16 protein-coding genes and 1 pseudogene are annotated in these 26,988 nt (G+C 73.7%); 7 read left to right on the forward strand and 10 right to left on the reverse strand.

The annotated features are described in order from the left end of the window. Positions 1-18: 18 nt before the first annotated feature. Complete coding sequence (locus tag AMK33_RS28320) at positions 19-1,368, reverse strand: lysine N(6)-hydroxylase/L-ornithine N(5)-oxygenase family protein (RefSeq protein ID WP_073935819.1); 1,350 nt, start codon at positions 1,366-1,368, stop codon at positions 19-21. Between the two features lie 255 nt (positions 1,369-1,623). On the opposite strand from AMK33_RS28320, the gene AMK33_RS28325 reads away from it, so the two are divergent. Together AMK33_RS28325 and AMK33_RS28330 are read left to right on the forward strand one after the other, a co-directional pair. Beyond that, positions 1,624-2,571, forward strand: coding sequence for a methionyl-tRNA formyltransferase (locus tag AMK33_RS28325; RefSeq protein ID WP_073935820.1), 948 nt, complete (start codon positions 1,624-1,626; stop codon positions 2,569-2,571). A 67-nt stretch (positions 2,572-2,638) separates the two neighbouring features. Continuing rightward, positions 2,639-3,472: a pentapeptide repeat-containing protein gene (locus AMK33_RS28330; RefSeq protein WP_073935821.1), complete on the forward strand. Its 834-nt coding sequence runs from the start codon at positions 2,639-2,641 to the stop codon at positions 3,470-3,472. Here the strand turns inward: AMK33_RS28330 and AMK33_RS28335 are convergent. The 5 genes from AMK33_RS28335 to AMK33_RS28355 form a co-directional block, all read right to left on the reverse strand. After that, positions 3,450-5,579 carry a xanthine dehydrogenase family protein molybdopterin-binding subunit gene (locus tag AMK33_RS28335; RefSeq protein WP_073935822.1) on the reverse strand — a complete coding sequence of 710 codons (2,130 nt, stop codon included), beginning with the start codon at positions 5,577-5,579 and terminating at the stop codon, positions 3,450-3,452. The genes AMK33_RS28330 and AMK33_RS28335 overlap by 23 nt on opposite strands. After that, on the reverse strand, positions 5,576-6,595 hold the full coding sequence (locus tag AMK33_RS28340; protein WP_073935823.1) for an FAD binding domain-containing protein: 1,020 nt from the start codon (positions 6,593-6,595) through the stop codon (positions 5,576-5,578). Before AMK33_RS28340 ends, AMK33_RS28335 begins: the two co-directional genes overlap by 4 nt. Beyond that, on the reverse strand, positions 6,596-7,132 hold the full coding sequence (locus AMK33_RS28345) for a (2Fe-2S)-binding protein (RefSeq protein WP_073935824.1): 537 nt from the start codon (positions 7,130-7,132) through the stop codon (positions 6,596-6,598). It abuts the gene before it with no gap. Positions 7,133-7,164: 32 nt separating this feature from the next. Then, positions 7,165-7,578 carry an SRPBCC family protein gene (locus AMK33_RS28350; RefSeq protein ID WP_073935825.1) on the reverse strand — a complete coding sequence of 138 codons (414 nt, stop codon included), beginning with the start codon at positions 7,576-7,578 and terminating at the stop codon, positions 7,165-7,167. Between the two features lie 72 nt (positions 7,579-7,650). Further along, positions 7,651-7,845, reverse strand: coding sequence for a DUF2795 domain-containing protein (locus AMK33_RS28355; protein ID WP_073935826.1), 195 nt, complete (start codon positions 7,843-7,845; stop codon positions 7,651-7,653). A 204-nt stretch (positions 7,846-8,049) separates the two neighbouring features. On the opposite strand from AMK33_RS28355, the gene AMK33_RS28360 reads away from it, so the two are divergent. Beyond that, entirely contained in the window at positions 8,050-8,760 is a 711-nt protein-coding gene (locus AMK33_RS28360; protein ID WP_073935827.1) for a lysophospholipid acyltransferase family protein, read from the forward strand. On the opposite strand, the gene AMK33_RS28365 is transcribed toward AMK33_RS28360, so the two are convergent. After that, positions 8,718-9,161: a DNA-binding protein gene (locus AMK33_RS28365; protein ID WP_073935828.1), complete on the reverse strand. Its 444-nt coding sequence runs from the start codon at positions 9,159-9,161 to the stop codon at positions 8,718-8,720. The two genes, AMK33_RS28360 and AMK33_RS28365, sit on opposite strands and share 43 nt — an antisense overlap. Before the next feature lie 137 nt (positions 9,162-9,298). Between AMK33_RS28365 and AMK33_RS28370 the strand changes: the two genes are divergently transcribed. From AMK33_RS28370 to hypE, 3 genes and pseudogenes are all read left to right on the forward strand, one after another. Next, a complete protein-coding gene (locus AMK33_RS28370) occupies positions 9,299-9,742 on the forward strand; it encodes an SRPBCC family protein (RefSeq protein ID WP_073935829.1) in 444 nt (147 codons plus the stop codon). 171 nt (positions 9,743-9,913) lie between these two features. Continuing rightward, positions 9,914-11,392 (forward strand): glutamate-cysteine ligase family protein, encoded by a 1,479-nt coding sequence (locus AMK33_RS28375; RefSeq protein ID WP_073935830.1) that lies wholly within the window; start codon positions 9,914-9,916, stop codon positions 11,390-11,392. Positions 11,393-11,396: 4 nt separating this feature from the next. Beyond that, positions 11,397-12,176: pseudogene (gene hypE, locus AMK33_RS28380) on the forward strand (hydrogenase expression/formation protein HypE); the annotation flags it as partial. Between the two features lie 58 nt (positions 12,177-12,234). Here hypE and AMK33_RS28385 read toward each other — a convergent pair. Further along, positions 12,235-12,957: an FAD binding domain-containing protein gene (locus AMK33_RS28385; protein ID WP_073935831.1), complete on the reverse strand. Its 723-nt coding sequence runs from the start codon at positions 12,955-12,957 to the stop codon at positions 12,235-12,237. Between the two features lie 134 nt (positions 12,958-13,091). Further along, a complete protein-coding gene (locus AMK33_RS28390; RefSeq protein WP_073935832.1) occupies positions 13,092-14,543 on the reverse strand; it encodes a WGR domain-containing protein in 1,452 nt (483 codons plus the stop codon). A 131-nt stretch (positions 14,544-14,674) separates the two neighbouring features. On the opposite strand from AMK33_RS28390, the gene AMK33_RS28395 reads away from it, so the two are divergent. Then, on the forward strand, positions 14,675-26,455 hold the full coding sequence (locus tag AMK33_RS28395) for a hybrid non-ribosomal peptide synthetase/type I polyketide synthase (protein ID WP_073935833.1): 11,781 nt from the start codon (positions 14,675-14,677) through the stop codon (positions 26,453-26,455). On the opposite strand, the gene AMK33_RS28400 is transcribed toward AMK33_RS28395, so the two are convergent. Next, positions 26,432-26,983, reverse strand: coding sequence for a tellurite resistance TerB family protein (locus AMK33_RS28400; protein ID WP_073935834.1), 552 nt, complete (start codon positions 26,981-26,983; stop codon positions 26,432-26,434). The genes AMK33_RS28395 and AMK33_RS28400 overlap by 24 nt on opposite strands. Between the last annotated feature and the right edge of the window lie 5 nt (positions 26,984-26,988).

Here is a 26,988-nt window from a genome sequence, read left to right on the forward strand (position 1 = left end):
GGCTGGACCTCGGGTCGGCTAGCGAACGGTGCCGATCCCGTCGGTGAGGGGACGGGGCGCGTCGGAGGACGCGGGGGTCCGGTCGAGGATCGAGTCCAGGATCTCGCCGACCCGGATCGCGATGTTCGACAGCAGGGACGAGGTGATGCCGTGGGTGTGTTCGGTGCCGCCCTGCAGGTAGATGCCGCAGCGCAGTGCGGGGCGGGTCGCCACGCGGTAGTCCCGCTCGACGCGGACGCGGCCCTCGTCGTCGCGGTGGCAGAGCCCGGCCGTCTCGCCGAGGAGGGCCAGTCCGTCGGCGGGCAGGTATCCCGTGCCGTACACGACGACGTCGGCGTCCAGGGCGGTCTGTTCGCCGGTGACCAGGGAGACGACGGTGGCGTGGACCCGCTCCGGGGTCTCGACGACTCCGGTGAGCCGGGACACGTTGTGGAAGTGGAGCCGCTCGGTGCCGAGCACCTTCTCCTGGTACACGCGCCGGTAGAGGTCCTCGATGAGGTCCGTGTCGACCACGGAGTAGTTGGTGTTCCCGTGATAGTCCATCAGCTTGCGCTTGACGTCCTCGGGGGCGGTGAAGTACTCGTCCACCGCCTCGGGGTCGAAGATCCGGTTGGCGAAGTTGCTGTCGTCGGCGGGACTGTAGCCGTAGCGGGAGAAGACGGCGTGGACCTCGGCGCCGGGGAAGCGGCGGTGCAGGTAGGCGACGTTCTCGGCGGCGCTCTGGCCGGCGCCGACCACGACGAACCGGGAGGGATCCGTGCCCTCCAGGGCGTCCACCTTGGCCAGCAGGTCGGAGTTGTGCCAGATGCGTTCGGAGCGTTCGACCCCCTCCGGCATCCGCGGGCGCAGCCCGGTGCCGATGACCAGGTTGCGGGCCCGGTGCACCACCAGCCCGTCCCGCGAGCGGGCCGTCACGTCCAGGTACTCGACCACTCCGTCACGTAAGACGGGTTCGACGGCGACGACTTCGTGGCCGTAGGAGACCATGTCGTCGACCTTCGCCGCCGCCCATTCGAAGTAGTCGTGGAACTCCGTCCGCAGCGGGAAGAAGTTCTTGTGGTTGACGAAGTCGATCAGGCGTCCCTTGCTCTGGAGATAGCTCAGGAAGCTGTATTCGCTGGTCGGGTTGCGGAGGGTCACCAGGTCCTTGAGGAAGGACACCTGCATCGTCGCGTCGTCGATCAGCATGCCCCGGTGCCAGCCGAACGCCGGCTGCCGCTCGAAGAAGTGGGCGGTGACCGTCTCCTGCCTGCCGACACGCGCGTTGTGCTCGCTGAGCGCGATCGCCATGGCCACATTGGACGGGCCGAAGCCGATGCCAATGAGGTCGTGGACCGGAGGTGGGTCGCCAGGAAGAACCTGAGCCATGTCACTCCCATCGTGCGGGCGGCCGGTTGTCCGGCGTCGGGATTACGGGAGGAGGGGCGCGCCGGCGGAGCAGCGGCCCGCAAAACTTAGGGAAGCCTAAGCTTATGTTGTGAAGCTGTCGACTGGACAAAAAGGACAGTTCACGAGTTCGATTTCCTGACTGATCATCAAACCGCTTTCATCCGGGCGATGTTGCAGGCTTAGGTAAGCCTTGCTTTACTGGCGGCGGCCATTCCCTGCCCGAGGAGGAACCGCATGCGGGTCGTCATGTTCGGCTATCAGACCTGGGGCCACCGCACCCTGCGGGCCCTGCTGGATTCCGAGCACGACGTGGTGACGGTGGTGACACATCCCAGGAGCGAGCACGCCTACGAGCGGATCTGGAGCGACTCGGTCGCCGAGCTCGCCGAGGAGCACGGCATCCCCGTCATCGTCCGCAACCGCCCCGACGACGAGGAGCTGTTCGCGCGGCTCAAGGACGCCGACCCGGACATCATCGTCGCCAACAACTGGCGCACCTGGATCCCCCCGCACATCTACGGCCTGCCCCGGCACGGCACGCTGAACGTCCACGACTCGCTGCTGCCGAAGTACGCCGGCTTCTCCCCCCTGATCTGGGCCCTCATCAACGGCGAGTCCGAGGTCGGCGTCACCGCGCACCTGATGGACGAGGAACTCGACGCCGGGGACATCGTCCTCCAGCGGGCGGTCCCGGTCGGGCCGACGGACACGGCCACCGACCTGTTCCACAAGACCGTCGACCTGATCGCCCCCGTCACCACGGGCGCCCTCGGCCTGATCGCCTCCGGGCGGACCGAGTTCACCAAGCAGGACCGCTCGCAGGCCAGCTTCTTCCACAAGCGGTCCCTCGAGGACATCCGGATCGACTGGAACTGGCCCGCCGAGGACCTGGAGCGCCTCGTACGCGCCCAGTCGGACCCGTACCCGAGCGCCTTCACCTTCCACAAGGGCCGGCGCCTCGAGGTCCTGGCCGCCGTGGTGTCCCGGGGACGCTACGGCGGCACGCCCGGCCGGATCTTCTACCGCGAGGGCGACGGCGTGGTGATCGTCGCCGGCGCCGACGCCCGTACCGGCCGCAACCACGGCCTGGCCATCACCCGCGTACGGACCGAGGACGGCCGGGAACTGGGCGCGACCGAGTACTTCACCTCGATGGGCGGCTACCTCACCGGCCGTCCCTGAGAATCCGCGGGTGAACCGTCTGCGAGAATGGGCGCCGACCGCTCGTCGCACAACGGGAGCCCGCACGGTGTCACCCCAGCACGAAGCCCCCGTGACCTCCGGGGGCCGCAAGGACCTGCAGGCCGACTGCGCCAGCTGCTTCGGCCTGTGCTGTGTGGCCCTGCCCTTCGCCCGCTCCGCCGACTTCGCCGTCGACAAGGCCGCCGGGCAGGCCTGCTCCCACCTCCGGACGGACTTCCGCTGCGGCATCCACGAGCGGCTGCGCGACCGGGGCTACCCCGGCTGCACCGTCTTCGACTGCTTCGGCGCCGGGCAGAAGGTGTCGCAGGTCACCTTCGGCGGCACCGACTGGCGCCGGGCACCGGAGTCGGCGCGCGCCATGTTCGAGGTCTTCCCCGTGATGCGGCAGCTCCACGAGCTGCTCCGGTACGTCGCCGAGGCCCTCGACCTCGCGGCGGCCCGGCCCGTCCACAAGGAGCTGCGGCGGGCGCTGGCCCGGATCGACGGCCTGACCCGCGGCAGCGCCGAGGCGGTCACCGCGCTGGACGTGAACGCGCTGCGCGGCGAGGTCAACCCGCTGCTGCTGCGCGCCAGTGAACTCGTCCGGGCCCGCGTCCCGGGCCGCAGGAAGGACCACCGCGGAGCCGATCTGATGGGCGCGAAGCTGTCCGGCGCCGGTCTCAGGGGAGCGAGCCTGCGCGGGGCCCTCCTCGTCGCCGCGGACCTGAGCGGGGCAGATCTGCGCGACGCCGACCTGATCGGCGCCGACCTGCGCGACGCGGACCTCGGCGGCGCCGACCTCACCGGCGCCCTCTTCCTCACCCAGGCACAGCTCGACGCGGCCAGGGGCGACGCGGCCACCGTGCTGCCTCCCGGGCTCAGCCGCCCCGCCCACTGGTAGGCGCGGGCGGTCCCGAAAGTCCGGCGAGCACCTTGTCCGGGGTCAGCGGGAGGTCGCGGAAGCGGACGCCGGTGGCGTGGTGGACGGCGTTGCCGACGGCGGCCGCGCTGCCCACGTTGCCGATCTCGCCGATCCCCTTGCTGCCCATCGGGTTGAGGTGGCCGTCCTGCTCGTCGATCCAGTGCGCCTCGACGGCGGGCACGTCGGCGTGCGCGGGCACGTGGTAGGACGCCAGGTCGGACTCGGTGAAGTCGCCGAACGCGGCGTCCATCGTGCTGCCCTCGGTCAGTGCCATGCCCAGCCCCATGACCATGCCGCCGATGAACTGGGAGCGTGCGGTACGGGCGTTGAGGATGCGTCCGGCGGCGAAGACGCCGAGCATCCGGCGCACCCGCACCTCGCCGGTGACGGAGTCGACGGTCACCTCGGCGAAGTGCGCCCCGAAGGCGTGGCGGGCGTAGGGGCTCTCGGCGTCCGCCCGGCCCGCCGTGTCGGCGTGGGCGGTGACGCCCTCGCCGGGCAGCCGGCCGGTGAGGCCGCCCAGCCGGCCCGTGAGCCTGGTGCAGGCGTCGTGCACGGCCCACCCCCAGGAGGCGGTTCCGGAGGATCCCCCGGCCAGGGACGCGGACGGCAGGTCGCTGTCGCCGATCTCGGTCCGTACCCGGTCCAGCGGCACGCGGAGGGCGTCCGCCGCCACCTGGGCGAGCACGGTACGGGCTCCGGTGCCGATGTCGGTGGCGTTGACGCGGACGACGAAGGTCCCGTCCGGCAGTGCGCGTGCCTCGGCGGTGGACGGCTGGACGAGGACGGGGTAGGTGGCCGCCGCGACACCCGTGCCGACGAGCAGCGGTCCCTCCGCCCGGGAACGGGGGCGGGGGTCCCTGCGGTCCCAGCCGAAGCGGTGGGCGCCCTCGCGCAGACACTCCGTGAGGTGCCTGCTGCTGAACGGTTTGCCGCTGTCCGGTTCCCGCTCGGGTTCGTTGAGGACACGCAGCCGTACCGGGTCCATGCCGAGGGCGCCGGCGAGTTCGTCCACCGCCGACTCCAGGGCGTACATGCCGGGGCATTCACCGGGTGCGCGCATCCAGGACGGGGTCGGCACGTCGAGCCGGACCACGCGGTGGAGCGTACGGCTGCTCGGGGTGGCGTACATGACGCGTGCGGGGACCGCCGCCTGCTCCACGAACTCCTTGATACGGGAGGTGTGGGTGACGATCTCGTGGGTCAGAGCGGTCAGCCGGCCGTCGTCGTCGGCGCCGAGGCGGAGCCGGTGCAGGGTGGGGGCCCGGTGGCCGATGAGGGCGGGCATGTCGCGGCGGGGCAGGGCGACGGTGACGGGCCGGCCGGTTTCCCGGGCGGCCATGACGGCGAGCACGACGTCGGGGCGCGGGGTGCCCTTGGAGCCGAAGCCGCCGCCCACATGGCCGGTGTCGACGGTGATCCGGTCCTCGGGCAGCTCGAACAGCGCGGCGAGCGTGGCGCGTACCGCGGTGCCGCCCTGGCTGGAGGTGTGCACGACGAGGCGGTCGCCTTCCCACTGTGCCGTACTGGTGTGGGGCTCCATGGGGTGGTTGTGCAGCGGCGGTACGCGGTAGGAGACGTCGACCCGGACGGGGGCGGAGGCGAAGGCGCTGTCGGGATCCCCGTACTCACGGCGGGCCGGGTAGCCGGCGTTGGCGGTCTCCGGCTCGTACGCCTCGGGATGGTCCGCGGTGAGTGTCACGTCGTGCTTCTCCTCGGCGTACTCGATCCGGACGGCCAGGGCGGCGGCACGGGCCTCCTCCAGGGAGCGGGCGACGACGAGGGCGACGACCCAGCCGCGGTGCGGCACCCCGGGTTCCTGCAGCACGGCGAGGGTGGGGTCGTCGGGCTCGGTGAGCCGGGGGGCGTTCTCATGGGTGAGCACGGTCAGGACGCCGGGCGATTCCAGGGCGGCCGTGGTGTCCATGGCCGTCACCCGGCCGCGGGCGACGGCCGCGAGGACGGGCCAGGCGTGGGCGCGGCCCGGCAGGGGGTGTTCGGCGGCGTAGCGGGCGCCGCCGGTGACCTTCTGGCGTCCTTCGCGGCGTTCGGCCGGGGCACCCAGCGCGGTACCGGTGCCGGTCATGAGTCCTCCGTGAGGTGTCGGGGGCGCCGGGCGGGTGGCGCGAGCCGGGTCAGGACGTCCACGGCGAGATTGCGGGCGAGGGGCACCTTGTAGCCGTTGTCGCGCAGCGGCCGGGCCGCCTCGAGTTCCAGGTCGACGGCGCGGGCGAAGGAGTCCGGGGTCGCCGGGGCGCCGTGCAGTGCCGTCTCGGCGCGTTCGGCCCGCCACGGCTTGTGGGCGAGCGCGCCGAAGGCGAGCCCCACGTGGGTGACGGTGCCGTCGTCCGCCGTCTCGAGGACTGCGGCGACCGACGCCAGGGCGAAGGCGTACGAGGCGCGGTCGCGGGCCTTGCGGTAGGCGGAGGGCAGCGACGCCGTGGTGGGCGGGAGCACCACGCCGGTGATCAGCTCGCCGGGCCGGATCCCGGTGTCCCGCTCCGGGTGGTCGCCGGGGAGCCGGTGGAACCGGTCCGCCGGGACGTCCCGGGCGCCCTCGTCGCCGTACAGCTCCACGTGTGCGTCGAGGGCGGCCAGGGCGACGGCCATGTCGGAGGGGTGGGTGGCGATGCAGTGCTCGGAGTGGCCGAGGACCGCGTGGTCGCGGTGGGTGCCCTCCCGGGCGCCGCAGCCGCTGCCCGGCGCGCGCTTGTTGCAGGGCTTGGACAGGTCCTGGAAGTGGGGGCAGCGGGTGCGCTGGAGGAGGTTTCCGCCGGTGGTGGCGGCGTTGCGCAACTGTCCGGAGGCGCCGGCGAGGAGCGCCTGGGACAGGGCGGGGTAGCGGTCGCGGACCAGGGGGTGTGCCGCGAGGTCGCTGTTGCGGACGGTGGCGCCGACGCGCACGGAGCCGTCGGGCAGTTCCTCCACCGTGTCCAGCGGCAGTCGGCTGACGTCGACGAGGACGTCGGGGTGTTCCACGCCCAGCTTCATCAGGTCGACCAGGTTGGTGCCGCCGCCGAGGCAGCGGGCGCCGGGATGCGCGGCGAGCGCCTCGACCGCCTCCTCGACGGTGCCGGCCCGCACGTATCCGAAGGGCTTCACTCAGATCACGTCCTCGACGGCCTCGACGATGTGCGGATAGGCGCCGCAGCGGCACAGGTTGCCGCTGAGCCGCTCGCGGATCTCGGCGGCGTCCAGCGGAACGGGCCGTCCGGAGGGGGCGGCGGGGTCGGTGACGTGGGAGGGATGGCCTGCCTCGGCCTCCGCGAGGACGCCGACGGCGGAGCAGATCTGTCCCGGCGTGCAGTACCCGCACTGGAAGGCGTCCCGGTCGAGGAAGGCCTGCTGCAGGGGATGCAGGTCGTCGTCGCCGTCGGTGAGGCCCTCGACCGTGGTGACGTCGCAGCCGTCCAGGGACACGGCCAGGAGCAGGCAGCTGTTGACGCGGCGGCCGTCGACCAGGACCGTGCAGGCCCCGCACTGGCCGTGGTCGCAGCCCTTCTTGGCGCCGGTGAGGCCGAGGTCCTCGCGCAGGACGTCCAGCAGGACCCGCCGGTGGTCGAGGCGGAGGGTGTGCGGCTTGCCGTTGACCCTGAGTGCGGTGTCCGAGCGGTGCTCGGGGGTGGGCTCACTGCTCATGGTGGGGGTGGCCTTCCGGACGGGGCGGACGGTCAGCCGGCGGCGTTGTCGACACGGAGCCGTACCTGTTCCTCCAGGCGCCGGAGGCTGGAGTCCAGGGCGTCGCCGACGGCCTTCTCGCCCGGGTCGTGGCTGTCGTCGAAGAAGGAGAGGTGCACCGTGACCTCGCTGGCCCCGCTGCCGATGCCGGCGACCTGGAGCCAGCCGGTGTAGCTGCCCTGCTCGCGCGTGCCCCATTCGAGCCGCATCTGGTCCCGCTGGGCGCGGAGCAGCGCGGAGGTGTCCTCGTCGGAGCGGTCCTCGTGCACGGTGACGGCGGGCAGCTCCTCGGCGTGCACGTGCAGGGCCTCGGGCAGCCAGTCGCCCATCTGGTCGACGTTGGCCGCCTGGTCGAAGACGTGCTCGGGTGATGCGGGCATCGTGTGTGAACGCTCGTACTCGGTCATCGCGGTACCGTCCCTCGTCTCGGTTGTCCGGCAGGGCCGGGGCCGCCGTGCGGGCAGCCCCGGGACAGGGCGCTATTCGTTGCCAAAGACCGCCTTCTGCACCTCGTCGGGGCCGTCGAACCGCTTGGTGCCGGTCTGCCCCAGCTTCTTGACGAGGGTGTCGTCCGCGCCGTTGCTCCTCGCCACCGAGACGAGGTCGTCCTTGTCGGCGGGGTAGTCGGCGCCCTTGAGGGCCTTCTGCAGGTCGATCGGGTTGAGGTCGGCCATGGCAGCCTCCCGTGGTGGAGCGGCGCGGCGTGTCCGCGCGGGGAAGTGGCGGGTACCCAGGGCGCCCGGGGGTGATTCAGCCCTGGTCCCCGGCCCTGAACCGAGTAGGCGGCGCCGCCGGTCCGAGTACGCGTACTCAGGCGTGGGGAGCCCGCCGCGCCCGAAGCTGACCGGCAGGAATCCCGTCTGCCGGAAGGACGTCCCTTGCTCAGCCGTGCCGCCGCCGTCCTGCTGCCGTTGTTCGGGCGGCTCACCGTCACCCGTGAGACCGACGGGCCGTTCCCCGCCGGCAGTGTCTTCGTCGCCAACCACGACTCGACGGCCGATCCGGCGCTGGTGCTGGCCGCCCTGCGCGGGGTGGGCGTGACACCGGTCGTCCTGGCGACGGCGGGGCTGTGGCGGGTGCCGGTGCTGGGGCGCGCCCTGTCGAAGGGCGGTCATGTTCCCGTGCACCGGGGGTCGGCCCGCGCGGCGGACGCGCTGGAGGCCGCGGCGGAGGCGGTGCGGTCGGGACGCCATGTGCTCATCTACGCGGAAGGGGGTCTGCCGTCGCGCCTGGACGCGGGGTGTGCCGCGCCCCGGCCGTTCCGTACGGGTCTGGCACGGCTGTCGGCCGCGACCGGCGCGCCGGTCGTCCCCGTGGGCCAGGCGGGGGCCCGGCGGCTGGCCTCCGGGCCGGTCGCCAAGCAACTGGCCGGTGTGCTCACCGCCCCGTTGCGCCGTCCGCGTCTCCATGTCCACATCGGCCGTCCCGTGCGTCTGCCGCCCGGCACGGCGACCGGGACGGCGACGGCGCACCGCGCGGTCAGTGCCGCCTGGCGGCGGGCCGCCCGGGCCGTGGGCGAGCCGGCCTGCGACGGCCGGCCGAGCGGCTACCGGTCGCCCGTGTCGGTGCGGCCGGCCAGGCGTTCGTAGCGCTGCCGGGCGGCCTGCGGGCTGCCCAGGCCGAGGCCGAAGGCGATCTCGGGCCAGGTCATGCCACGTCCGCGCGCCATCTCCAGGAGTCCGGCCTCCAGTTCGTCCATCTCCGCGCGGGCACGCGGTACGAGGCTCAGCGCGGCGGTGATGTCCGCGTGGTCCACCTCGGGCTCGCCGTCCTCGGGCAGCGCGGCGCCGCTGAGCAGGAAGGCCACGAGCCTGACCGCCTCGTGCGGGCCGATCACGCCGGGGTGGATCTGGCGGCGGCGCTGTGCGTCCGTGGCCGCGTGCCGCTCGGCGATGCGGAACAGGGAGGCGTGCACCCGTTGGACGCGTGCCGCGTCGGAACTCGGCGGGACGAAGGGGTCGTCGGGCTGTGCGGGGGTGATCGACGGCATGGAACGAGCATCACAGGGTGAACAGTTTGTTGTCAACGAAAAACACCTACTGGCGGTCGATGACTTCGCGCACCCCCGCACGTCTACACCTGCGCGAGGCTCACCCGCCGAGACGCAGGACAAGAGGGGACGACACCATGAGCGCCGAGCAGACCACCACCGACAGCGGCTTCTCCTACGACCTGACCCGCACGCTGGACGCCCCCGTGGACAGGGTGTGGCAGGCGTGGACCACTCCCGACCAGTACGCCCGGTGGGCGTACGCCGCTCCCGGCTCCGTCGAGATGGACGTACGGCCGGGCGGCGCCTGGAAGGCCACCATGGTCACGCCGGACGGCGGCGAGTTCCCGCTGACCGGGTCCTACCTCGGCGTCACCGAGAACCGCCTGCTGGTGGTGGGGATGGACGTGCCCGGGAGGCCCGAGCCGACGGTGATGACCGTGGAACTCGACGAGGACGGCGGCCGGACGCGGATCACAACCCGCCAGACGTGCGACACGGCGGAGGAACGCGACACGGCCGAGCAGGGCAGCACCATGCTCCTCGACAGCCTGACCGCCTTCCTGGCCGAGGGCGCCTAGGCGCTCCGCCGGGTGCGGCGATGTGCCGTCGGTCGTCCGCGGCGCCGTCGTGGCCGGTCGCGCCCACGCGGCGGTAGCCGCACGTCGGTACGGTCCCGCGTGGTCGGACCCGTCCGCCGGTGCGACGCTGGGGTGGACAGGTTCCGAGGACGAGAGCCCTGGAGGGAGACCATGGGACGGGACGTCCCGGCGCTCACCTTCACCCGCGAGGACCGCCGCCGCTACCGGATCAAGATGCAGGAGTGCCTGGAGACGTTCGCGCAGATGCTGCGCGAGTCGCGCTTCGAGGCCGAGCGGCCCCGGGTGGGGCTGGAGATCGAGCTGAACCTGGTCGACGACCGGGCCGAGCCCGCGATGCGCAACACCGATGCGCTGGAGGCGATCGCGGACCCGGCCTGGGCGACGGAGCTGGGCCGGTTCAACCTGGAGATCAACATCCCGCCGCGGCGGCTCACCGCGGGCGGCCCCGACTCCTGGGAGGGCGAGATCCGCGCCGCGCTGAACCACGCGGAGCGGCGCGCCGGGTCGATCGGCACCCGTCTGATCATGACGGGCATCCTGCCCACCCTGCGTCAGGAGGACGTCGGCGAGGGAGCGCTGTCGGAGAACCCGCGCTACCGGCTGCTCAACGACCAGATCTTCGCGGCGCGCGGGGAGGACCTGCACATCGAGGTGACCGGCATCGACCGGCTGCGCACCTACGCGGACACGATCACTCCGGAGGCCGCCTGCACCAGCACGCAGTTCCACCTCCAGGTGTCCCCGGAGCGGTTCGCCGACTACTGGAACGCGGCGCAGGCGATCGCCGGCGTCCAGGTCGCGCTCGCCGCCAACTCCCCCTTCCTGTTCGGCAAGGAGCTGTGGCACGAGACCCGGATCCCGCTGTTCGAGCAGGCCACGGACACCCGCCCGCAGGAGATCAAGGTGCAGGGGGTGCGGCCCCGGGTGTGGTTCGGGGAGCGCTGGATCACCAGCGTCTTCGACCTCTTCGAGGAGAACCTGCGTTACTTCCCGGCCCTGCTCCCGCTGTGCGACGAGCAGAACCCGGCGGAGACGCTGGAGCGCGGCGACATCCCCGAACTCGGGGAGCTGACCCTGCACAACGGCACCATCTACCGCTGGAACCGCCCGGTCTACGCCGTCGCCCAGGACAAACCGCATGTGCGGGTGGAGAACCGGGTGCTGCCCGCCGGTCCGACCGTGGCCGACACCCTCGCCAACGGCGCCTTCTACTACGGGCTGACCCGCGCCCTGGTGGAGGAGGACCGTCCGGTGTGGTCACGGATGTCCTTCTCGGCCGCCGAGGACAATCTGCGAATGGCGGCGCGGTACGGCATCGACGCCCGGCTGTACTGGCCCGGGATGGGCGAGGTGCCCGCCTCCGAACTGGTCCTGCGGCGGCTGCTGCCGCTGGCGCACCGCGGGCTGGAGCTCTCCGGCATGGACGACGCCTGGCGGGAGCCGCTGCTCGGCGTCGTCGAGCAGCGCTGTGTCACCGGCCGCAACGGAGCGGTGTGGCAGAAGGAGATGTTCCACCACATCGAGGCCTCGGCGCACTGCGGCCGGCACGAGGCGCTGCGGCGCATGACGCAGCAGTACATCGACTACATGCACCTCAACGCCCCGGTCCACACCTGGCCCGTCGACTGATCCGGTCAACGACCTCGCGATGAGCGGGGCGCGTGCGGCGTACCTCTCGTGCGGCCTGACCCTGGAGGAGGGCGTCGAGATCGAGACGGTCGGCCGGGTCGCCGAGGCGATCGGTGCCGCGGCCCGTACCGCCGGGGTGCGGGTGGTGACGGGTGACACCAAGGTCGTGGAGGCCGGCCACGGTGACGGCGTGTACGTCAACACGGCGGGCATCGGTGTGGTCCCCGCCGGGGTGGACCTGCGTCCGCAGCGGGTGGTTCCCGGCGATGTCGTCCTGGTGAGCGGCACCATCGGTGTGCACGGCGTGGCCATCATGAGCAAGCGGGAGAACCTGCGGTTCGAGACCGCGGTCGAGAGCGACTGCGCGCCGCTCGGCGGGCTCGTCGAGGCGATGCTGGCGGTCACCCGGGATCTGCATGTGCTGCGCGATCCGACCCGCGGGGGTCTGGCGGCCTCGCTCAACGAGATCGCCGTGGCGTCGGGGTGCGGGGTCGTCGTCCAGGAGCGTGCCGTCCCGGTGCCGCCGCCGGTGGCCGGCGCCTGCGCGATGCTGGGGCTCGACCCGATGTACGTGGCCAACGAGGGCAAGCTCGTCGCCTTCGTGCCGCGCGGGCACGCGGACGCGGTCCTGGCCGCGATGAAGGCACATCACCTGGGTGCCGACGCCGCCGTCATCGGCGAGGTGGTCGCGGAGCACCCCGGCATGGTGGTCGCGCGGACCGGGCTCGGGGGGACCCGGGTGGTGGACCTGCCGATGGGCGAACAGCTCCCGCGGATCTGCTGAACGGTGCGCGCCTGCGCGCCACCCGGGCGGTCCGGGCGGTCCGGGTGGCGCGCAGGCGTCAGCGGCCTGCGGTGCGGTCCAGGAGCGCGGTCACCTCACGGCGCACCTCGTCCCGCGCCTCGGCGGGCAGTGATCCCAGGTCCGTACGGTCCAGGGCCCGCAGCACCTCCTCGGCTCCGGTGTGGCAGGGCGTGGTCTCGCTGATCACCTCGTAACCGTCCCGGACGGCGACGAAGAGGCTGCGGGCGCCGTCGCTCCCGGTGTGCACGGCGGTGGCGACGACGAGGGGCGGCGGCCCGCCCGCCTCACCGTCCGCCTTGTAGTATCCGCTGGCCACGGGGTCGCGCCAGCGGATACCGAGCAGCAGATGGCGCTTGGCCACCACTTCGGCCAGGTCGGTCTCGTAGGCGCCGTCCCGGTCCAGTACGGTCGCCCGCGCGTCCAGGACCAGCGCCGCGGGCAGCAGACAGCGCAGGGTGCTGCCCACGATGTTGCCGCCGACGGTGGCCGTCCGGCGTACGGCGCCGGTGCCCACGGTGGAGGCCGCCCGGCGCAGCACGTCCGGCACCCGGTCGTCCACCTGGTGCAGCAGGACGGCGGAGCCCAGCGCCTCGCGTTCTATGAGGGTGGCCTGGGGGAGCTTGCGCAGGGACATGGCCTGCTCGGGGAAGCCGTCGCGTTGCCAGAGGGCCCACACGAGGGTGGCTCCGCCGACGGGCACCGCTCCTTCGGCCAGATACCGCTGAGCTTCGGACAGGGATGTGGGCAGACGCAACAGCACGACGGTCGACCTGCTTTCCTGAACGGGTCCGGAAACCACGGCGTTTCACGGGGTGATCACGAGCACTGCATTGTCCTTACCCATTCGGGGGCGCATACAGGGCTCACGGGTTCGCCGAGCGCGTCCGCCGGCGGTCACTGGAGCCGGCGGATCTCCCCGCGCACCCGGTAGAAGCCGCCGGCCGCCGGGTGCAGCGCGTCCACGACATAGCGTGCGCCGGGCACCCGTATCGCCCGCGGGAACTGCACGTTCCACGAGCCGTCGTAGCCCTCGGACACGACGTGGACGCGCAGCCGGCCGTGCTGCTGGACGCATTCGACGACGACGGCACCGGTGGGGGCCTGGGCGACGGTCGCCACCGCGGTCGCGGCCGTGGCCGGCGCGTAGGTCGGCAGGGCCGCGGCGAGCTTGACGTCCCGCGCGACCGGCACCGTGCCCTGCTGCGCCGCGGAGACGGCGGCCTCGCTCGCGTCCACGCACACCAGCGAACCGTCCGTGGTCACCAGGTACAGCCGCTCGTTGCGGTACTGCATGGACAGCGCCGATCCGCCTCCCGTGCCGAGCTTCCACAGGCGCGTGCCGTCCCGGTCGAAGCAGTAGACGGACGACGCGGCGTCACCGGCGAAGACGAACCGTCCGCCCGGTGAGGTGGCGCAGGAGTAGACGGCGCTGTCGCAGGCGTAGGTGGCCTCGATGGCGCCGGTCGCCTTCGACAGCCGCTGCACCACGCGGTGCGCCGTACCGGCGTAGACGGTGTCGTCCTCCTGCCAGCCGAACAGCACCCCGCCGCGGGTGGGGGTGTGCCACAACTCGCCGCCGCCGTCGGGCGCGTAGGCGGTGACACCCCCCTGGTGGCCGTGGTAGACGGCCCGGTCGTCGGCGCGGACCATCCAGGCGTGCTCACCCTGGCTGCGGCGGGTCCACTGGTGCTCGTCCTCGTGGTCGATGACGGTGAGGCGGCCGGCGCGGTCCGAGACGTTCAGCACCCCTTCGTGGATGTCCAGCCAGAAGATGTCGACGTCCGCGGCGATGTCGTAGGCGGCGAACGGCAGCTTCGAGGAGAGGTCGTAGACCCGGCCGTCGTCACAGCCCGCGTAGATCCAGAAGTCGTCCGCGACCAGGCACTTCACCCCGTCCGGCAGGCTGAAGCGGGCCAGTACCTCGCCCTCGTGGTCCAGGGTGAAGACGTCACCGGACTGATTGCCGACCCAGCAGCGGTCGTCGTCGACGTGGATGCCGAACGCCGAGGAGCCGGTGCCGAACCGCCACAGCACGGGGGCCACGGCGCGCGCGGTGGACGGGGCCGAGGCCACCTGACGGCGGGTCACCGCGCGCGGGGCCCGCTGCCCCCGCACCGCCGGCTCGTAGCCCTTGCGGACCTTCTCCCCCACCTTCTTCGCCGCGGCGGCCCGCGCCTTCGCGACCGTGGGGAACGTCGTCGTCTGGGTCTGTCCCGTCGCGCCGATCCTGCCGTAGCGCACCGTCACCGTCTGGCCGTCGACCGTCACTTCGTAGAACTTGTGCGCGGCGCCGTCCTCCTGCGACAGCTCCAGATACGTCGTCGACACCGTGGAACCGGCAGACATGGCGAACCCCTCCCCAGACGGAACCCGCGGCCGTTCCGCCGGGTCCTACTGATCAAACCGTAGGGGCAGCCACTGACAATGGGGTCGGTCGTCGTCGCCGACCGGTCGCCCACGCACGAACGAACGGACCCATGAACGCCGTAACGCTGCTGGACGTCCTGCTGGACGCCGCCCGCCGTGCCCCCGACCAGGTGGTCGTCCATGTCCGGGGGGACGGCGGGGAAACGCCCGTCACCTTCCGGCGGCTGCTGGAGGACTCCTTGCGTGTCGCGGGCGGTTACCGTGACGCGGGAGTCGCGCCGGGCACCTGTGTGCCGGTGGTCGCGGACCGCGGTGAGGACTTCCAGCCCCTGTTCTGGGGCGCGGTCGCGGCCGGTCTGGTGCCGGTGCCGCTGGCGCCCGACGTGCGGCGGGTCCGTCCCGTGTGGGAGCACCTCGGGCGTCCCCCGGTGGCGGTGGACGAGGCTTGCGCGGACGTGGCCGGTCAACTCCCCGAGGACGCCCGGGTGCTGCGGCTGGAGGAGCTGAGGACGTCCTCCGCCGTCGAGTCGCCCGCCACCGCCGCCCCGGACGACCTGGCGTTCCTGCAGTTCTCCTCCGGCAGCACCGGGGCGCCCAAGGGCGTGGAGCTGACCCACGCCGCCGTGCTGGCCAACCTCCGCCAGCTGACCGGGGCCGCCGCGCTCACCGACCGGGACGTGGTGGTGAGCTGGATGCCGTACTTCCACGACATGGGACTCATCGGCACCCATCTGGCGCCGCTCGCCGCGCGGGCCAAGCAGGTGCGGATCGCCCCGCTGTCGTTCGCGAAGAACCCCCGGCTGTGGTTCGAGGTGGCCGCCGCGCACCGGGCCACCCTGCTGTCCGCCGCGAACTTCGCCCTGGCGCTGACCGTCCGCCGGGTCCCCGAGGAGGTGTTCGCCGGGCTCGATCTGAGCACGGTGCGGCTGCTCCTGGTGGGCGCCGAGCCGATCTCGGCGACGGTGTGGCGGGACTTCGCCGCCCGGACCCGGCCGTCCGGGCTCGACCCCCGGGCGGCGACGCCCGTGTACGGGCTGGCCGAGGCGACCCTGGCCGTCGCGTTCCCTCCGCCGGACGAGGTGGCCGTGCCCGTCGCCCTGGAGCGTGCCGCGCTCAGCCGAGGGCGGGCGGTGGAGCGGGAGCCGGGCGGTGATGCCGTGGAGTTGATGGACGTGGGGCTGCCGGTGCCGGGGTGCTCGGTGCGTGTCACCGACGACCGGGGACGTCCGCTGGGCGACCGGCGGGTGGGGCATGTCGAGGTGCGTGGTCCGCAGGTCGCCCGTGGGTACCACGGTCTGCCGGAGGCGACGGCCGCCGCCTTCGCCGACGGCTGGCTGCGCACCGGTGACCTCGGTTTCCTGCGGGACGGCCGGCTGTGTGTCAGCGGCCGTCACAAGGACGTGCTCTTCGTCAACGGCCGTACGTTCCACGCCCCGGACATGGAGGAGGTCGCGGCGGCCACGCCCGGGGTGCCGCCGGGGACGACGGTGGTGGTCGGGTCGACCGACCCGGTGACCGGCGGGGAGCGGGTGGTGGTGTTCGTGGCCTGGGCCCGGCCGCCGCGTTCGGCGGCCGGGGTGCTGGACCGGGTCGCGGGGCGGGTGCGGGCGGCGCTGGGCCACGACGACGTGCGGGTGTTCGCGCTGCCGCCGTCCGCCTTCCCGCGCACGACCAGTGGCAAGGTGCGGCGGCAGCGGATGCGGTCGCGGTTCGAGGAGGGGGCGTACCGGCCCACGGCCGCCTCCGGGGCGGCCCCGACGAGCCAGGAGCCGCCGCGGCCGTCCGGGGGCCCGGTGCCGGTGCCCCGCTCCCGCGCGGAGGTGCGGGGCGTGGTGCGGGAGGTCTGGGCGAAGGTGCTGGGGATACCGGAGCCGTCGTTCGGGGACCGGGACCGGTTCGCCGAGCTGGGCGGCGGCTCGCTCAAGGCGATGGAGGCGCTCGCCGAGCTGGAACGGGCGCTGGACGTGACGCTCGGGCCGGCCGTGATGCGCGACGACACGGTGGCCGCCCTCACCGACCACCTCCTGGACGCGGCGGGGCGACAGGTGTCCGAGCGGCGGGGGACCGGGGACGGTACGTCGTCCCGGGGCCCGGAGACCGCCGTGGTGGGGCTGGCCTGCCGGTTCCCCGGCGCGGGTACGCCGGAGGAGTTCTGGGAGCTGCTCACCGCCGGCCGCGACGCCGTGACGGAGGTGCCCGCGGGCCGCTGGGGCACGGCCGGGGCGGCGGCGGAGGAGGACGGGCGGTGGGGTGCCTTCCTGGACGACCCCGCCGCCTTCGACGCCGGGCACTTCGGGATCGGTGCCGAGGAGGCGCGCGCGCTCGACCCGCAGGCACGGATCTTCCTCGAACTCGCCCACGAGGCGCTGGAACGCGCCGGGTACGCCGGGCCGCGCCGCCGCGGCCTGCGGATCGGCGTCTTCGCCGCCGTCGGCGACAGCGGCTACCGGCAGATCCTCGCCGACGCCGCCCTCGGTACCGCCCCGCCGGCCGAGTCCGCTCTGACCGGCAACCTCCCCAACCTCGTCGCCGCCCGCGTGGCGCACTGTCTCGACCTGGACGGCCCGGCGCTGGCCGTGGACACCGCCTGCTCCTCGGGCCTGGTGGCCCTGCACCTGGCCCGGCGCAGCCTCGCGGACGGCGAGTGCGACCTCGCGGTCGTCGGCGGCGTCAACCTGCATCTGACCCCGGCCGCGCACCGCTCCCTGGAGGCGGCGCAGGCCCTGTCGCCGACCGGGCGCAGCCGCGCCTTCGGCTCGGCGGCCGACGGGTTCGTACCGGGCGAGGGCGGGGCGGCACTCGTCGTACGGCGGCTGGCGGAGGCCCACCGTGACGACGACACGGTGCTCGCCGTCGTCCGCGGCACCGCCGTCAACAACGACGGTACGTCGCTGAGTCTGATGGCGCCCAATCCGCTGCGCCAGCGGGAGGTGATCACCCTGGCCCACCGGGACTGCGGCGTCGACCCGGCGTCGGTGACCTACGTCGAGGCGCACGGCACGGGCACGGCCGTCGGCGACCCGATCGAACTGCGGTCCCTGGCCCATGCCTTCCCGCCCCGCCCGGACGGCCGGCCCCGGCTGCTCGGTTCGGTGAAGACCAACATCGGGCATCTGCTGAACGCGGCGGCGCTGCCCTCGCTGGTGAAGGTCCTCCTGGCCCTCGGCCACGGCCGGCTGCCCGCCTCGCTGCACCACGCCCCGCCCTCCCCCGCGGTGGAACGGTCCGGGTTCGCCCTCGTCACCGAGCCGACCGACTGGGAGTCGGTCGGGCCGCGCAGGGCGGGCGTCAACGCCTTCGGCTTCGGCGGCACCAACGCGCACGCCGTCCTGGAGGAGGCCCCGCCCGCGCCGGTGCGCACCGCGCGCCGGGCGGGCGACGGCCCTCGTCTGCTGACCCTTTCGGCGGGCAGCGCGGAGGGGCTGGAGGCGTGGGTGTCGCGGCTCGCGGAGCATCTGCGCGAGCACCCGGAGCTCGACGAGGCCGACGTCTGCGCGACGGCCGGTGCGGCACGGGACGAGCGGCCCCACCGTCTCGCGATCGTCGCCGACGGCGACCTGCCAGAACGGCTCACCGCGGCGTGCACGGCGCGGCAGGGCGCGATCACCGGGACGGTGACGCACCGGCCCCGGACCGTCTTCGTCCTGCCCGGTCAGGGCGGCCTGCGGCCGGGTCCGGGCGCGGCGCTGTACGCCACGGCGCCGGTGTACCGCGCCACGCTCGACGAGGCGTCGGCGGTCGTCGGAAGGGTGTGCGGGCGGGAGCTGACGGACTGGTGCGTCGACGGCGACGTGGCCGAGGACGACCTGGCCGCGACGGAGGTGGCGCAGCCGCTGCTGGTCGCGCACGGTGTCGCCCTCGCCCGGCAACTGACCGCCTGGGGCGTACGGCCCGACGCGGTCGTCGGACACAGCGTCGGCGAACTCGCGGCCGCCTGCGTGGGCGGGATGCTGTCCCTGCGCGAGGCGGTGACGTTCGCGGCGGAACGGGGCCGGCTCATGGGCGGGTCGACCGCACCGGGTGCCATGGCGGCCGTACTGGGCGCCGAGGAACGGGAGGTGTCCGCCCTGGTGGACGCCTCCGGGGGTGAACTGGCGGTCGCGGCGTACAACGGGCCGGGCCGGCTGGTGATCTCCGGCACCCCCGACGCGGTCCGCGAGGCGTCACGACGGCTCACCGAACGGGACGCGGTCGTCCGTCCGTTGCGAGTGTCGCGCGCCTTCCACTCCCCGCTGATGGAGCCGGTCGCCCAGGCCCTGTCGGACGCGGCCCGCGAACTGACCCCGACGGCACCCACGACACCGGTGATGAGCACACTCACCGCCGCATGGCAGCCCTCGATGACCCCGGTCCACCTACGCGAACACGCCTTGCGGCCGGTGCGGTTCGACCGCGCGGTGACGCGCCTGGTGGAGGAGGGCTACGACACGTTCGTGGACCTCGGTCCGACCCGGACGATGGCGGCGGATGGCGATGTCTTCGTGGTGTCCGCGGTCGAAGCCCCGGACGGAGCACGGGAGTTGCTGGAGACCGTGGCACAACTGTGGACCCGGGGCGTACCGGTGGACCGCACGACCCTCGACAAAGGCAGCCGCCGAGTACCTCTGCCGCCCTACCCGTACCAGCGACGCAGGTACTGGCCCGAACCCACAGCGCAGGACTTGCTGCACGACATCGTGTGGCAGAACACGCCCTCCGCGGGCAGTCGTGCCGCTGGGGCGATGGGGGTCCCCCCGCTCGAGCGGAGCCGAGAGTGGGGGAGGGTGGGCGCGACGGCACCTCGCAAGCGCCGAGCAGCGCAACCCCACCCCCGGCCCGCTCCGACGCACCCCGCCGTTGCAGTCACCGGCGCGGATCCGGCAGCGGTACGCCGACTGGCAGACCGACTCGCCGCCCAAGAAGCGGATGCCGTCGAGACCCCGGACACCGTGATCCTGCTCGCCGACACGACCCGACCGCAAACGGCGGCGGACCTGTCCCAGCACCAGCACCAGGCAGTCACGGCACTACACGAAGCACTCGCCCTGCTCGACCGCACCGGCGCCCGCCGCCTGCTGGTGGTGACCCAGGACGCACACGTCACGGGCCACAACGCAGAGCGCCCGAACCCCGCCCAGGCGATCCTCGGCGGACTCGCCCTGGCCGTGCCCCAGGAATCCACGGGGGTGATCGCGAACTGGATCGACCTCTCCTCCCTCGACGACGAGGAGCAGCACCTGCGGGCGCTGCTCGCCGAGACATCGGCGCCGCAGGCGGAAGGAGCCGTCGCCTGGCGGGCCGGGCAGCGCTCGGTGCGGACCGTCGTGCCACGCACCGGGGAACACCCGGCCCGCACGGCCCTGTTGCCCGCCGACGGCACGTTCCTGATCACGGGCGGCGCCGGAGGCATCGGCTCCGCACTGGCCCGGCAACTCGCGAACAGGGCCCGTCCCGTCCTCGTACTGGCAGGACGCTCCCCCCACCCGCCCCAGGGTCTCCTCGAAGAACTCACCGCACTCGGCGCCGACGCCCGCTATGTCACGGCCGACCTCACCGTCCCCGACGACGTCGAACGACTCGTCGCCGGCCTCCCTCCGCTGGACGCCGTCTTCCACGCGGCCGGAGTCGCCCGGCCCGGCAGTCTGCGCGGAACGGACGTGCGGGAGACGGTCGACGCGCTGGGCGCGAAGACGCTCGGCACCGTCCTGCTGGCCGAGGCGCTGGACCGGCACGGACAACGCCCGGGAGTGTGTGTCGCGTTCTCGTCGGTGTCGTCGGTGCTGCCCGGCCTGGCAGGCGCCCTGGGCGCGTACGCGGCGGCGAACGCCTTCCTCGACTCCTTCGCCGGGGCCGAGCGGCGGGCGGGCCGCCCGTGGTTGTCGGTGAACCTCGGGCCGTTCGGCGAGACGGGCCTCGCCGCCGGGGGCGCCGACGGCCTCGCGACCGCCGCGGGCCGGCCGCTGGCGACGGCGCCCGCACTGGCGGCCCTGCGGTCGGCCTGCGGCACGGACATGGCACAACTGGTCCTCGCCGATCTGACACCCGCGGCACCCCCGGCCGCCCCGATGCCGCCGCCCACGGCCGACGGAACAAGCAGTCGGACCCCGGCCTCCTCCGGTACGGCCGCCGTACTGCGGGAGCTGCTGGCGCGGTCCCTCGACGTCCCGCCGGCGGCGGTCGACGACGACACGCCGTTCCTGACCCTCGGCCTGGACTCGCTGGGCGCCGTCGATCTCGTCAAACGGCTGGAGCGGAAGCTGGGGCGGTCCCTGCCCACCACCCTCTTCTTCGAACACCGGACCGTGCGCGAACTAGCCGCCCACCTCGACGACCGGGCCCCGGACCGCCCGGACCACTCGGACGGCGAGCCCTTCGACCTGACGCCCGTCCAGCTCGCGCTCCACACCAGCAGCCTGCTCCACCCGGACGTCCCGGCGCGCGGTCATCTGCGGCTGACGGTCCGCGGCCCGCTCGACACCGGCGTCCTCGGCCGGGCGCTGGCACACCTGGCGGAACGGCACGGCATGCTGCGACTGCGGGTGGACACCTCGGGCGCGCGGCCGACGCAGCGGGTGGCGGCGCCGGTTCCGGTGGCGGACTGGTACGAGGTGCGGGACTGCGCCGCCGAGGACCTGGCCGGCACCGAGTCCGCCGTGTGCAACCGGCCCTTCGATCTGACGGCGGGTCCGCCGGTACGCGCCGTGCTGCTCCGCCAGGAGCCGGAACTCGCCCATCTGCTGCTGGTCGTGCACCATGCGGCCGCCGACGGGTACAGCCTCAACGTCCTCGTCGAGGAACTGTGGACCTCGTACACCGCGCTGTGGCACGGAGAGCCCGCACCACGGCCGACGTCACCGGCGCCGGACTTCGCACGGTACGCGGCGAGCACGCGGCATTCCGGTGTGCCGGATGCCGTCCGGCGCTATTGGACGGAGCGTCTCGCCGTGCGCGGTGCGCCACTGCGGCTGCCCTACGACGGTGATCCCGACGCTCCCGCGACCGGCCCGATCGTGCAGCACCACGGCGCGTTCGACGCGGAGTCGAGTGCCGGTCTCGAACGGCTCGCCGCCGCGCACGGCGTGTCCCTGTTCCATCTGCTCCTCGCCGCGTACGTGCGCTGTCTCGCGCGGTGGACGGGGCGCCGGGACGTCGCCGTGAACGTGGCCAGGGCGGGTCGCGAGGACCGCTTCGACGGGGTGGACCGGCTCGTCGGTCCGCTCGCCGACACCCTGCCGCTGCTGTGCGAGGTGGACGGCGAGGAGCCGGTCGTGACGCTGGCGGAACGGTTGCGCCGGCTGTGGCTGGAGAGCGAGCGGCACGCCGGGGTGAGCAGTCTGGACCTGGCCGGGATGCTGCCCGGCGCCGGCGCCGGGCCCCGCACGGTGAGCCCGGCGGGCTTCAGCTTCGCCCGGTTCCCGGCCGCGGCGGCACCCGGCTGCCCGGTGGAGGTGGGGGCGACCGCGGCCGGCACCGGGTCGGCGACGACCCGGCTGTCCCTGCTGTGCTGGGCGGACGGTCCGGTGCTGCGCGTGTCGTGGAACTTCCCGGCACCGCTGTTCGAGCGGGCCACCGTGGCACGTCTGGACCGGGAGTTCCGGGAGGAGCTGGCGGCGTTCGTGCCCATGCCCGGACCGGCGCCGTCCGCGCTGCCCGACGGGCGCCTCCCCCTGGTCACCCGGCTGCTCGACCGGTTCCGTGCGCGTCCCGGCGCGACCGCCGTCGACGCCGGGGAGGCGTCCCTCACGTACGGGGAACTCGACCGTGCCTCCGCCGCCCTCGCGGCACGGCTGCGTGCTCACGGCGTCCGTCCGGGCGATCTGGTCGGGCTGCTGACCGAGCCGGGCGTGGACACGGTGGTGGGTGTGGTGGGCATCCTGCGGGCCGGGGCCGGCTGGGTCCCGCTGGATCCGGAGCATCCCCGGGCGCGGCTGACCGATCAGCTGACCCGTACGGGCGCCTCCACGGTGGTGTGCCACTCCCCCACCCTGCGCCTCGCCCAGGCCCTGAACGGCGTACGGACGGTGGCGGCCGACGGCCCGTCGGACGACGACGGCCGTACCGCCGACGTCGCGCCGGATCCCGGGGCGGTCGCGTACGTCATCTTCACCTCCGGGTCGACGGGGCGCCCGAAGGCGGTGCCGGTCACCCACCGGGCGATGGAGAACTACCTCGACTGGGCCGTCGACACCTTCGGCTACGGCCCCGACGACCGTCTCGCGCAGACTGCGTCGCCGTGCTTCGACGCCTCGGTGCGCCAGTTGCTCGCACCGCTGATGGTGGGCGGCACCGTGGTGACCGTGCCCAGGCACCTGCTGCGGGACCCCGAGCTGTTGCTGGCGCGTGTGGAGCGGGCGCGGGTGACCGTGTGGAGTTCCGTTCCGACGCTGTGGGAGCAGCTGCTGTCGGCCGCCGAGGCACGGGCGGGGCAGGGGGTGGCGCCGGTGGACCTGTCGGCGCTGCGCTGGGTGCACGTCGGCGGTGAGGCGCTGCCCGTGGAGCATGTGCGCCGCTGGTTCGACCTGTTCGGGAGCGGCACGCGCGTCGCGAATCTGTACGGGCCGACCGAGACGACCGTCAACGCCACCTGCCACATCATCGAGGCACGCCCGGGTGACGAGGTACGGCGGCTGCCGATCGGGCGGCCCGCGGCCGGTGCCCTGCTGGAGGTGGTCGACGCCGACGGTGCCGTGTGCGGGGCGGGCGAGGCCGGGGAGCTGCTCATCTCGGGCACCGGCCTGACCTCCGGCTATCTGGGCGAACCGGAGCTGACCGCGCGGGCGTTCACGACGCGCGGGGGGCGGCGCTGGTATCGCAGCGGGGACCGGGTGCGCCGGTCGGCGGACGGCGTCCTGGAGTTCCTGGGGCGGGTCGACGACCAGGTGAAGATCCGCGGGAACCGGGTGGAGCCGGGAGAGGTGGAGGCGGCGCTGCAGACCTGTCCCGGTGTCGGGCGGGCCGTGGTGCTCGCGCACGGGGGGCGGCTGCTCGCCTTCGTCACCACCCGGGCGGGGGCGGAACGGCCGGTCGCGGGTGAGGTGCGCCGGCATCTGGCCGGGTTGCTGCCGTCGTACATGGTCCCGGCGCGGATCACGTTCGTCGACGCGCTGCCGCTGACCGGAACCGGCAAGGTCGACCGGTCGGCGCTGCTGACAACGGACCCTGGTCCGGGCACGCCGTCCGGTGACGGAAGGACTCCCCCGGCCACGGCGACCGAGCGGCGGCTGGCGGCGATCTGGTGCGCGGTGCTGCGGGTGAGTGCCGTGTGCCGGGAGGACGACTTCTTCGAACTGGGCGGCGATTCGCTGCTCGTCCTCCAGGTGTTCGCCCGGCTCGCGGAGCGGGCGGGACCGCTGCCCCGGCCGACCGTGATCTACCGTCATCGCACCCTCGCCGCGCTGGCGGAGGCCGTGGACGCCGCCACGGGAGGGGACGTCACGGACGCCGCGTCCGCTCCGGCCGGTGACCGGGATCCGGGCCCGTTCCCGGTCACTCCCGGCCAGCGCGGGTTCCTCCTCGCCGAGGCGCTCTCGCCGGGCGTCGGAACGTGGCTGGCGCGGATCCGGCTGTCCGGGCCGCTGGATCCGGACCTCTTCCAGCGGGCGGTGGATGTTCTGGTGGAGCGCCACGGCATGCTGCGCACCGTCTTTCCCTCCGGTGCCCGGCCGCCCGTGCAGCAGGAGCTGCCCCGGTCGCTGCGGCTGCCGGTCGGCTTCGAGACGGTCGCCGGGCCCGCCGAGGTGGACGAGCGGGCCGCGAACGAGGCGGAGCGGCGTCTGGAACCCTGGGCGTGGCCGTTGATACGCCTGCGGGTGCTCACCCTGGAGCCGCGGGAGCACGTTCTGCTGGTGCACGCGCACCATCTCATCGGCGACGGTTACAGTTCGGCGCTGTTGATACGGGAACTCATCGAGGCGTACGACCGGCTGGCCGGCGGTGCCGCGCCCGGACTGACCGCGCTGCGGGCCGGTTTCCGCGACCATGCCCTGGCGGCGGCCGGGTCCGCCGCCGACGCACCGGCCACGGTGGAGCACCGGGCCCGGGCCGACCGGCTGAACGCCCCGTACCGGCCGCCGGTGCTGCGTACCGCCGCCGTGGGCGGCGACCACCGTTTCGAGTCGGCCGGGTTCACGCTCGACGCGGCACTGACGGCCGCCCTGCGCGAGGTCGCCTCGGCCGCGCGGACCACGCTGTACGCCCCGCTGCTGACCGCCTACTACCAGGAGTTGACGGCGGTGACGGGCCGGCCGGATCTGGTCGTGGGACTGGCGGTCAGCGGCCGGGACGGTGCGCTGCCCGACGCGCACCGGGTCTTCGGGCCGTTCGCCACCGCCGTACCCGTGCGGCCGGCCGGCGCTGCCGACGCGCCCCTCACGGAAGGGGAGTTCGGTGACGCGCTGCGCCGGATCGTGGCGGAGGCGGAGGAGGCGCGCGTCCATGAGGACGTGGTGCCCCGGCACGCCGACGGTCTGCCCGTGACGTCGCAGTTCTTCTTCACCCACCTCGACTTCGCCGCGCTGGCCCCGCGGGGCGACGGTGTGCTGCGGGTGGCGGGGGAGGCGGGGGACAGCGTGTTCCTGCCGCCGTCGTCGGCGACGGACCTGTTCATGGCGGTACGGCCGGACGGTGACGGGCTGCGGGTCACGGTACGGGGCAGCGCCGCCGCGTTCCCGCCGGCCGCGCTCGACGGCTTCGTCCGCTCGGTGCGCGGCCGTCTGGTGCGGGCGGCCGGGAACCGCCGGGTCGTGGTGCCCCCGCCGAGGAAGCGGCGGGGGACGATGGACGCGGCTCTCGTCGGCTATCTGCCGGCGCCGGAGCACCTCGCCCGGCTGGCCGGCCTGCCCGAGGCGGCGCTGCCCCGGGCCGAGGTGCGCGCCCTGCTGTTCCCCGACGGCGGCCCGAGACTGCTGGAGACGGTGCGCACACCGCTGGGCCGGTCGGGTTTCGTGTGTGTGCCGCTGTTCGCCGACGAACTCGGGCGGGGGGCCTCTCTGGTGGACCACACCGCTCGCGCGGTGTCGCTGGCCGCCTCCCTGGGCGCGCGCTGTGTGTCCCTCGCCGGGATGATCCCGTCGCTGACCGGATACGGCTTCGACGTGCTGCGGCACCGGCGGTACCCGTCGGCCGTGACGACGGGGCACGCGGCGACGGTGGTGTCGGTGGTCAGGACCGTGCACGCGGCGCTGGACGCGACCGGCCGGGATCTCGCCGACCTGGAGGTGGCGTTCGCCGGGCTGGGTTCGATCGGTGCGTCGTCGCTGGAGCTGCTGCTGTCGCCGGCGGCCCGCCCGCCCCGGCGTCTGCTGCTGTGCGACGTGCGCGGCAGCGGGGCACGGCTGAGGGAGTTCGGCCGTCGGCTGAGGGAGCGCGGGCTGGCCGGCGAGGTGGAGGTCGCCGAGGCACAGCGGATGCTGCCGGACGCCGTGCACGCTGCGGATCTGCTGGTGACGGCGGTGAGCGGGGCGACGGCGGTGCTCGACGTCGACCGGCTCCGGCCCGGTGCCGTAGTGGTCGACGATTCCTTCCCGCACTGCTTCGACACCGGACGGGCCCTCGCCCGTATGCGGGAACGGAGCGACGTCCTGGTCCTGGGCGGCGGGCTGCTGCACGTCGGCAGCACCGGCCGGGAGGTCGCCGACGACCTCCCGGCCTCGGTGGCGGCCGGCTACCTCGCCCAGCCCTGGATCGAGGGCACCCTGGCCTCCTGCCGCGCCGAGTCCCTGCTGCGCGCCTCGGACGACCGGCTGCCGCTGGTGCACGGCCTGGTGGACGCGGCGGTGGCGCGGGCCCACTGGGACGCCATGGAGGAAGCCGGGGTCACGGCGGCACCGCTGCACCTGCTCGGTCACACCGTCGGCCCGGCATCGGGCGCCGGTCTCCCCGAGCCGCCGTCAGATACCGAACTCCGCCGGTGAGAGGTTGAGGGCCGAGCAGGCGTCGCGCACGGCGTACTGCTCGGCCGGCTCGAAGCTGCCGTCGGCCCCGGCGACGACGAGGCCGGTCTGGACGACGGCCCGGGCCTCGACCGGCTTCTTCGCCGCCTTGGCGATGTCCTCCAGTGCCCGGGCCTTGCCCAGCTCGAAGTTGGCCGTGAGCCGGTCCACGTGTTCGTTGAACCGCTTGCGGAGCTGGTCCGGCGGGAAGTTCTGCAAGACCTCGTTGGAGACGATCAGTTCCTCCACGCGCTGCCGCTCGGCCGGGTCGACGCGTCCGTCGGCCGCGGCGACCAGCGCGCACATCGCCATGCTGGCGTCCCGGTAGGCACCGCTCTTGAGCTCCGCCTTGGCCGACGCGAGCTGGGACTTGAACAGCCCCATGAGCTGGGCCTTGGAGCCGCCACCCGAGGAGGAACCGTGCCCGTGCTGCTGTCCGCTCCCCGCCCGTGCGCCCTGGGACTGCTGGAGGGCCCTGGCCTGTTCCTTGAGCCGGTCAAACATCGCCACTTGGT

Origin of the sequence: Streptomyces sp. CB02400 (genome assembly GCF_001905725.1) — a bacterium.
GTDB classification, from domain to species: Bacteria; Actinomycetota; Actinomycetes; order Streptomycetales; family Streptomycetaceae; genus Streptomyces; species Streptomyces atrovirens.

Coding starts and splice junctions, on each gene's coding strand:
- AMK33_RS28355 (WP_073935826.1), bottom strand. CDS start 7,845: ATGGCCGACCTCAACCCGATCGACCTGCAGAAGGCCCTCAAGGGCGCC.
- AMK33_RS28345 (WP_073935824.1), bottom strand. CDS start 7,132: ATGAGCAGTGAGCCCACCCCCGAGCACCGCTCGGACACCGCACTCAGG.
- AMK33_RS28395 (WP_073935833.1), top strand. CDS start 14,675: ATGAACGCCGTAACGCTGCTGGACGTCCTGCTGGACGCCGCCCGCCGT.
- AMK33_RS28335 (WP_073935822.1), bottom strand. CDS start 5,579: ATGACCGGCACCGGTACCGCGCTGGGTGCCCCGGCCGAACGCCGCGAA.
- AMK33_RS28375 (WP_073935830.1), top strand. CDS start 9,914: ATGGGACGGGACGTCCCGGCGCTCACCTTCACCCGCGAGGACCGCCGC.
- AMK33_RS28325 (WP_073935820.1), top strand. CDS start 1,624: ATGCGGGTCGTCATGTTCGGCTATCAGACCTGGGGCCACCGCACCCTG.
- AMK33_RS28370 (WP_073935829.1), top strand. CDS start 9,299: ATGAGCGCCGAGCAGACCACCACCGACAGCGGCTTCTCCTACGACCTG.
- AMK33_RS28320 (WP_073935819.1), bottom strand. CDS start 1,368: ATGGCTCAGGTTCTTCCTGGCGACCCACCTCCGGTCCACGACCTCATT.
- AMK33_RS28365 (WP_073935828.1), bottom strand. CDS start 9,161: ATGCCGTCGATCACCCCCGCACAGCCCGACGACCCCTTCGTCCCGCCG.
- AMK33_RS28350 (WP_073935825.1), bottom strand. CDS start 7,578: ATGACCGAGTACGAGCGTTCACACACGATGCCCGCATCACCCGAGCAC.
- AMK33_RS28390 (WP_073935832.1), bottom strand. CDS start 14,543: ATGTCTGCCGGTTCCACGGTGTCGACGACGTATCTGGAGCTGTCGCAG.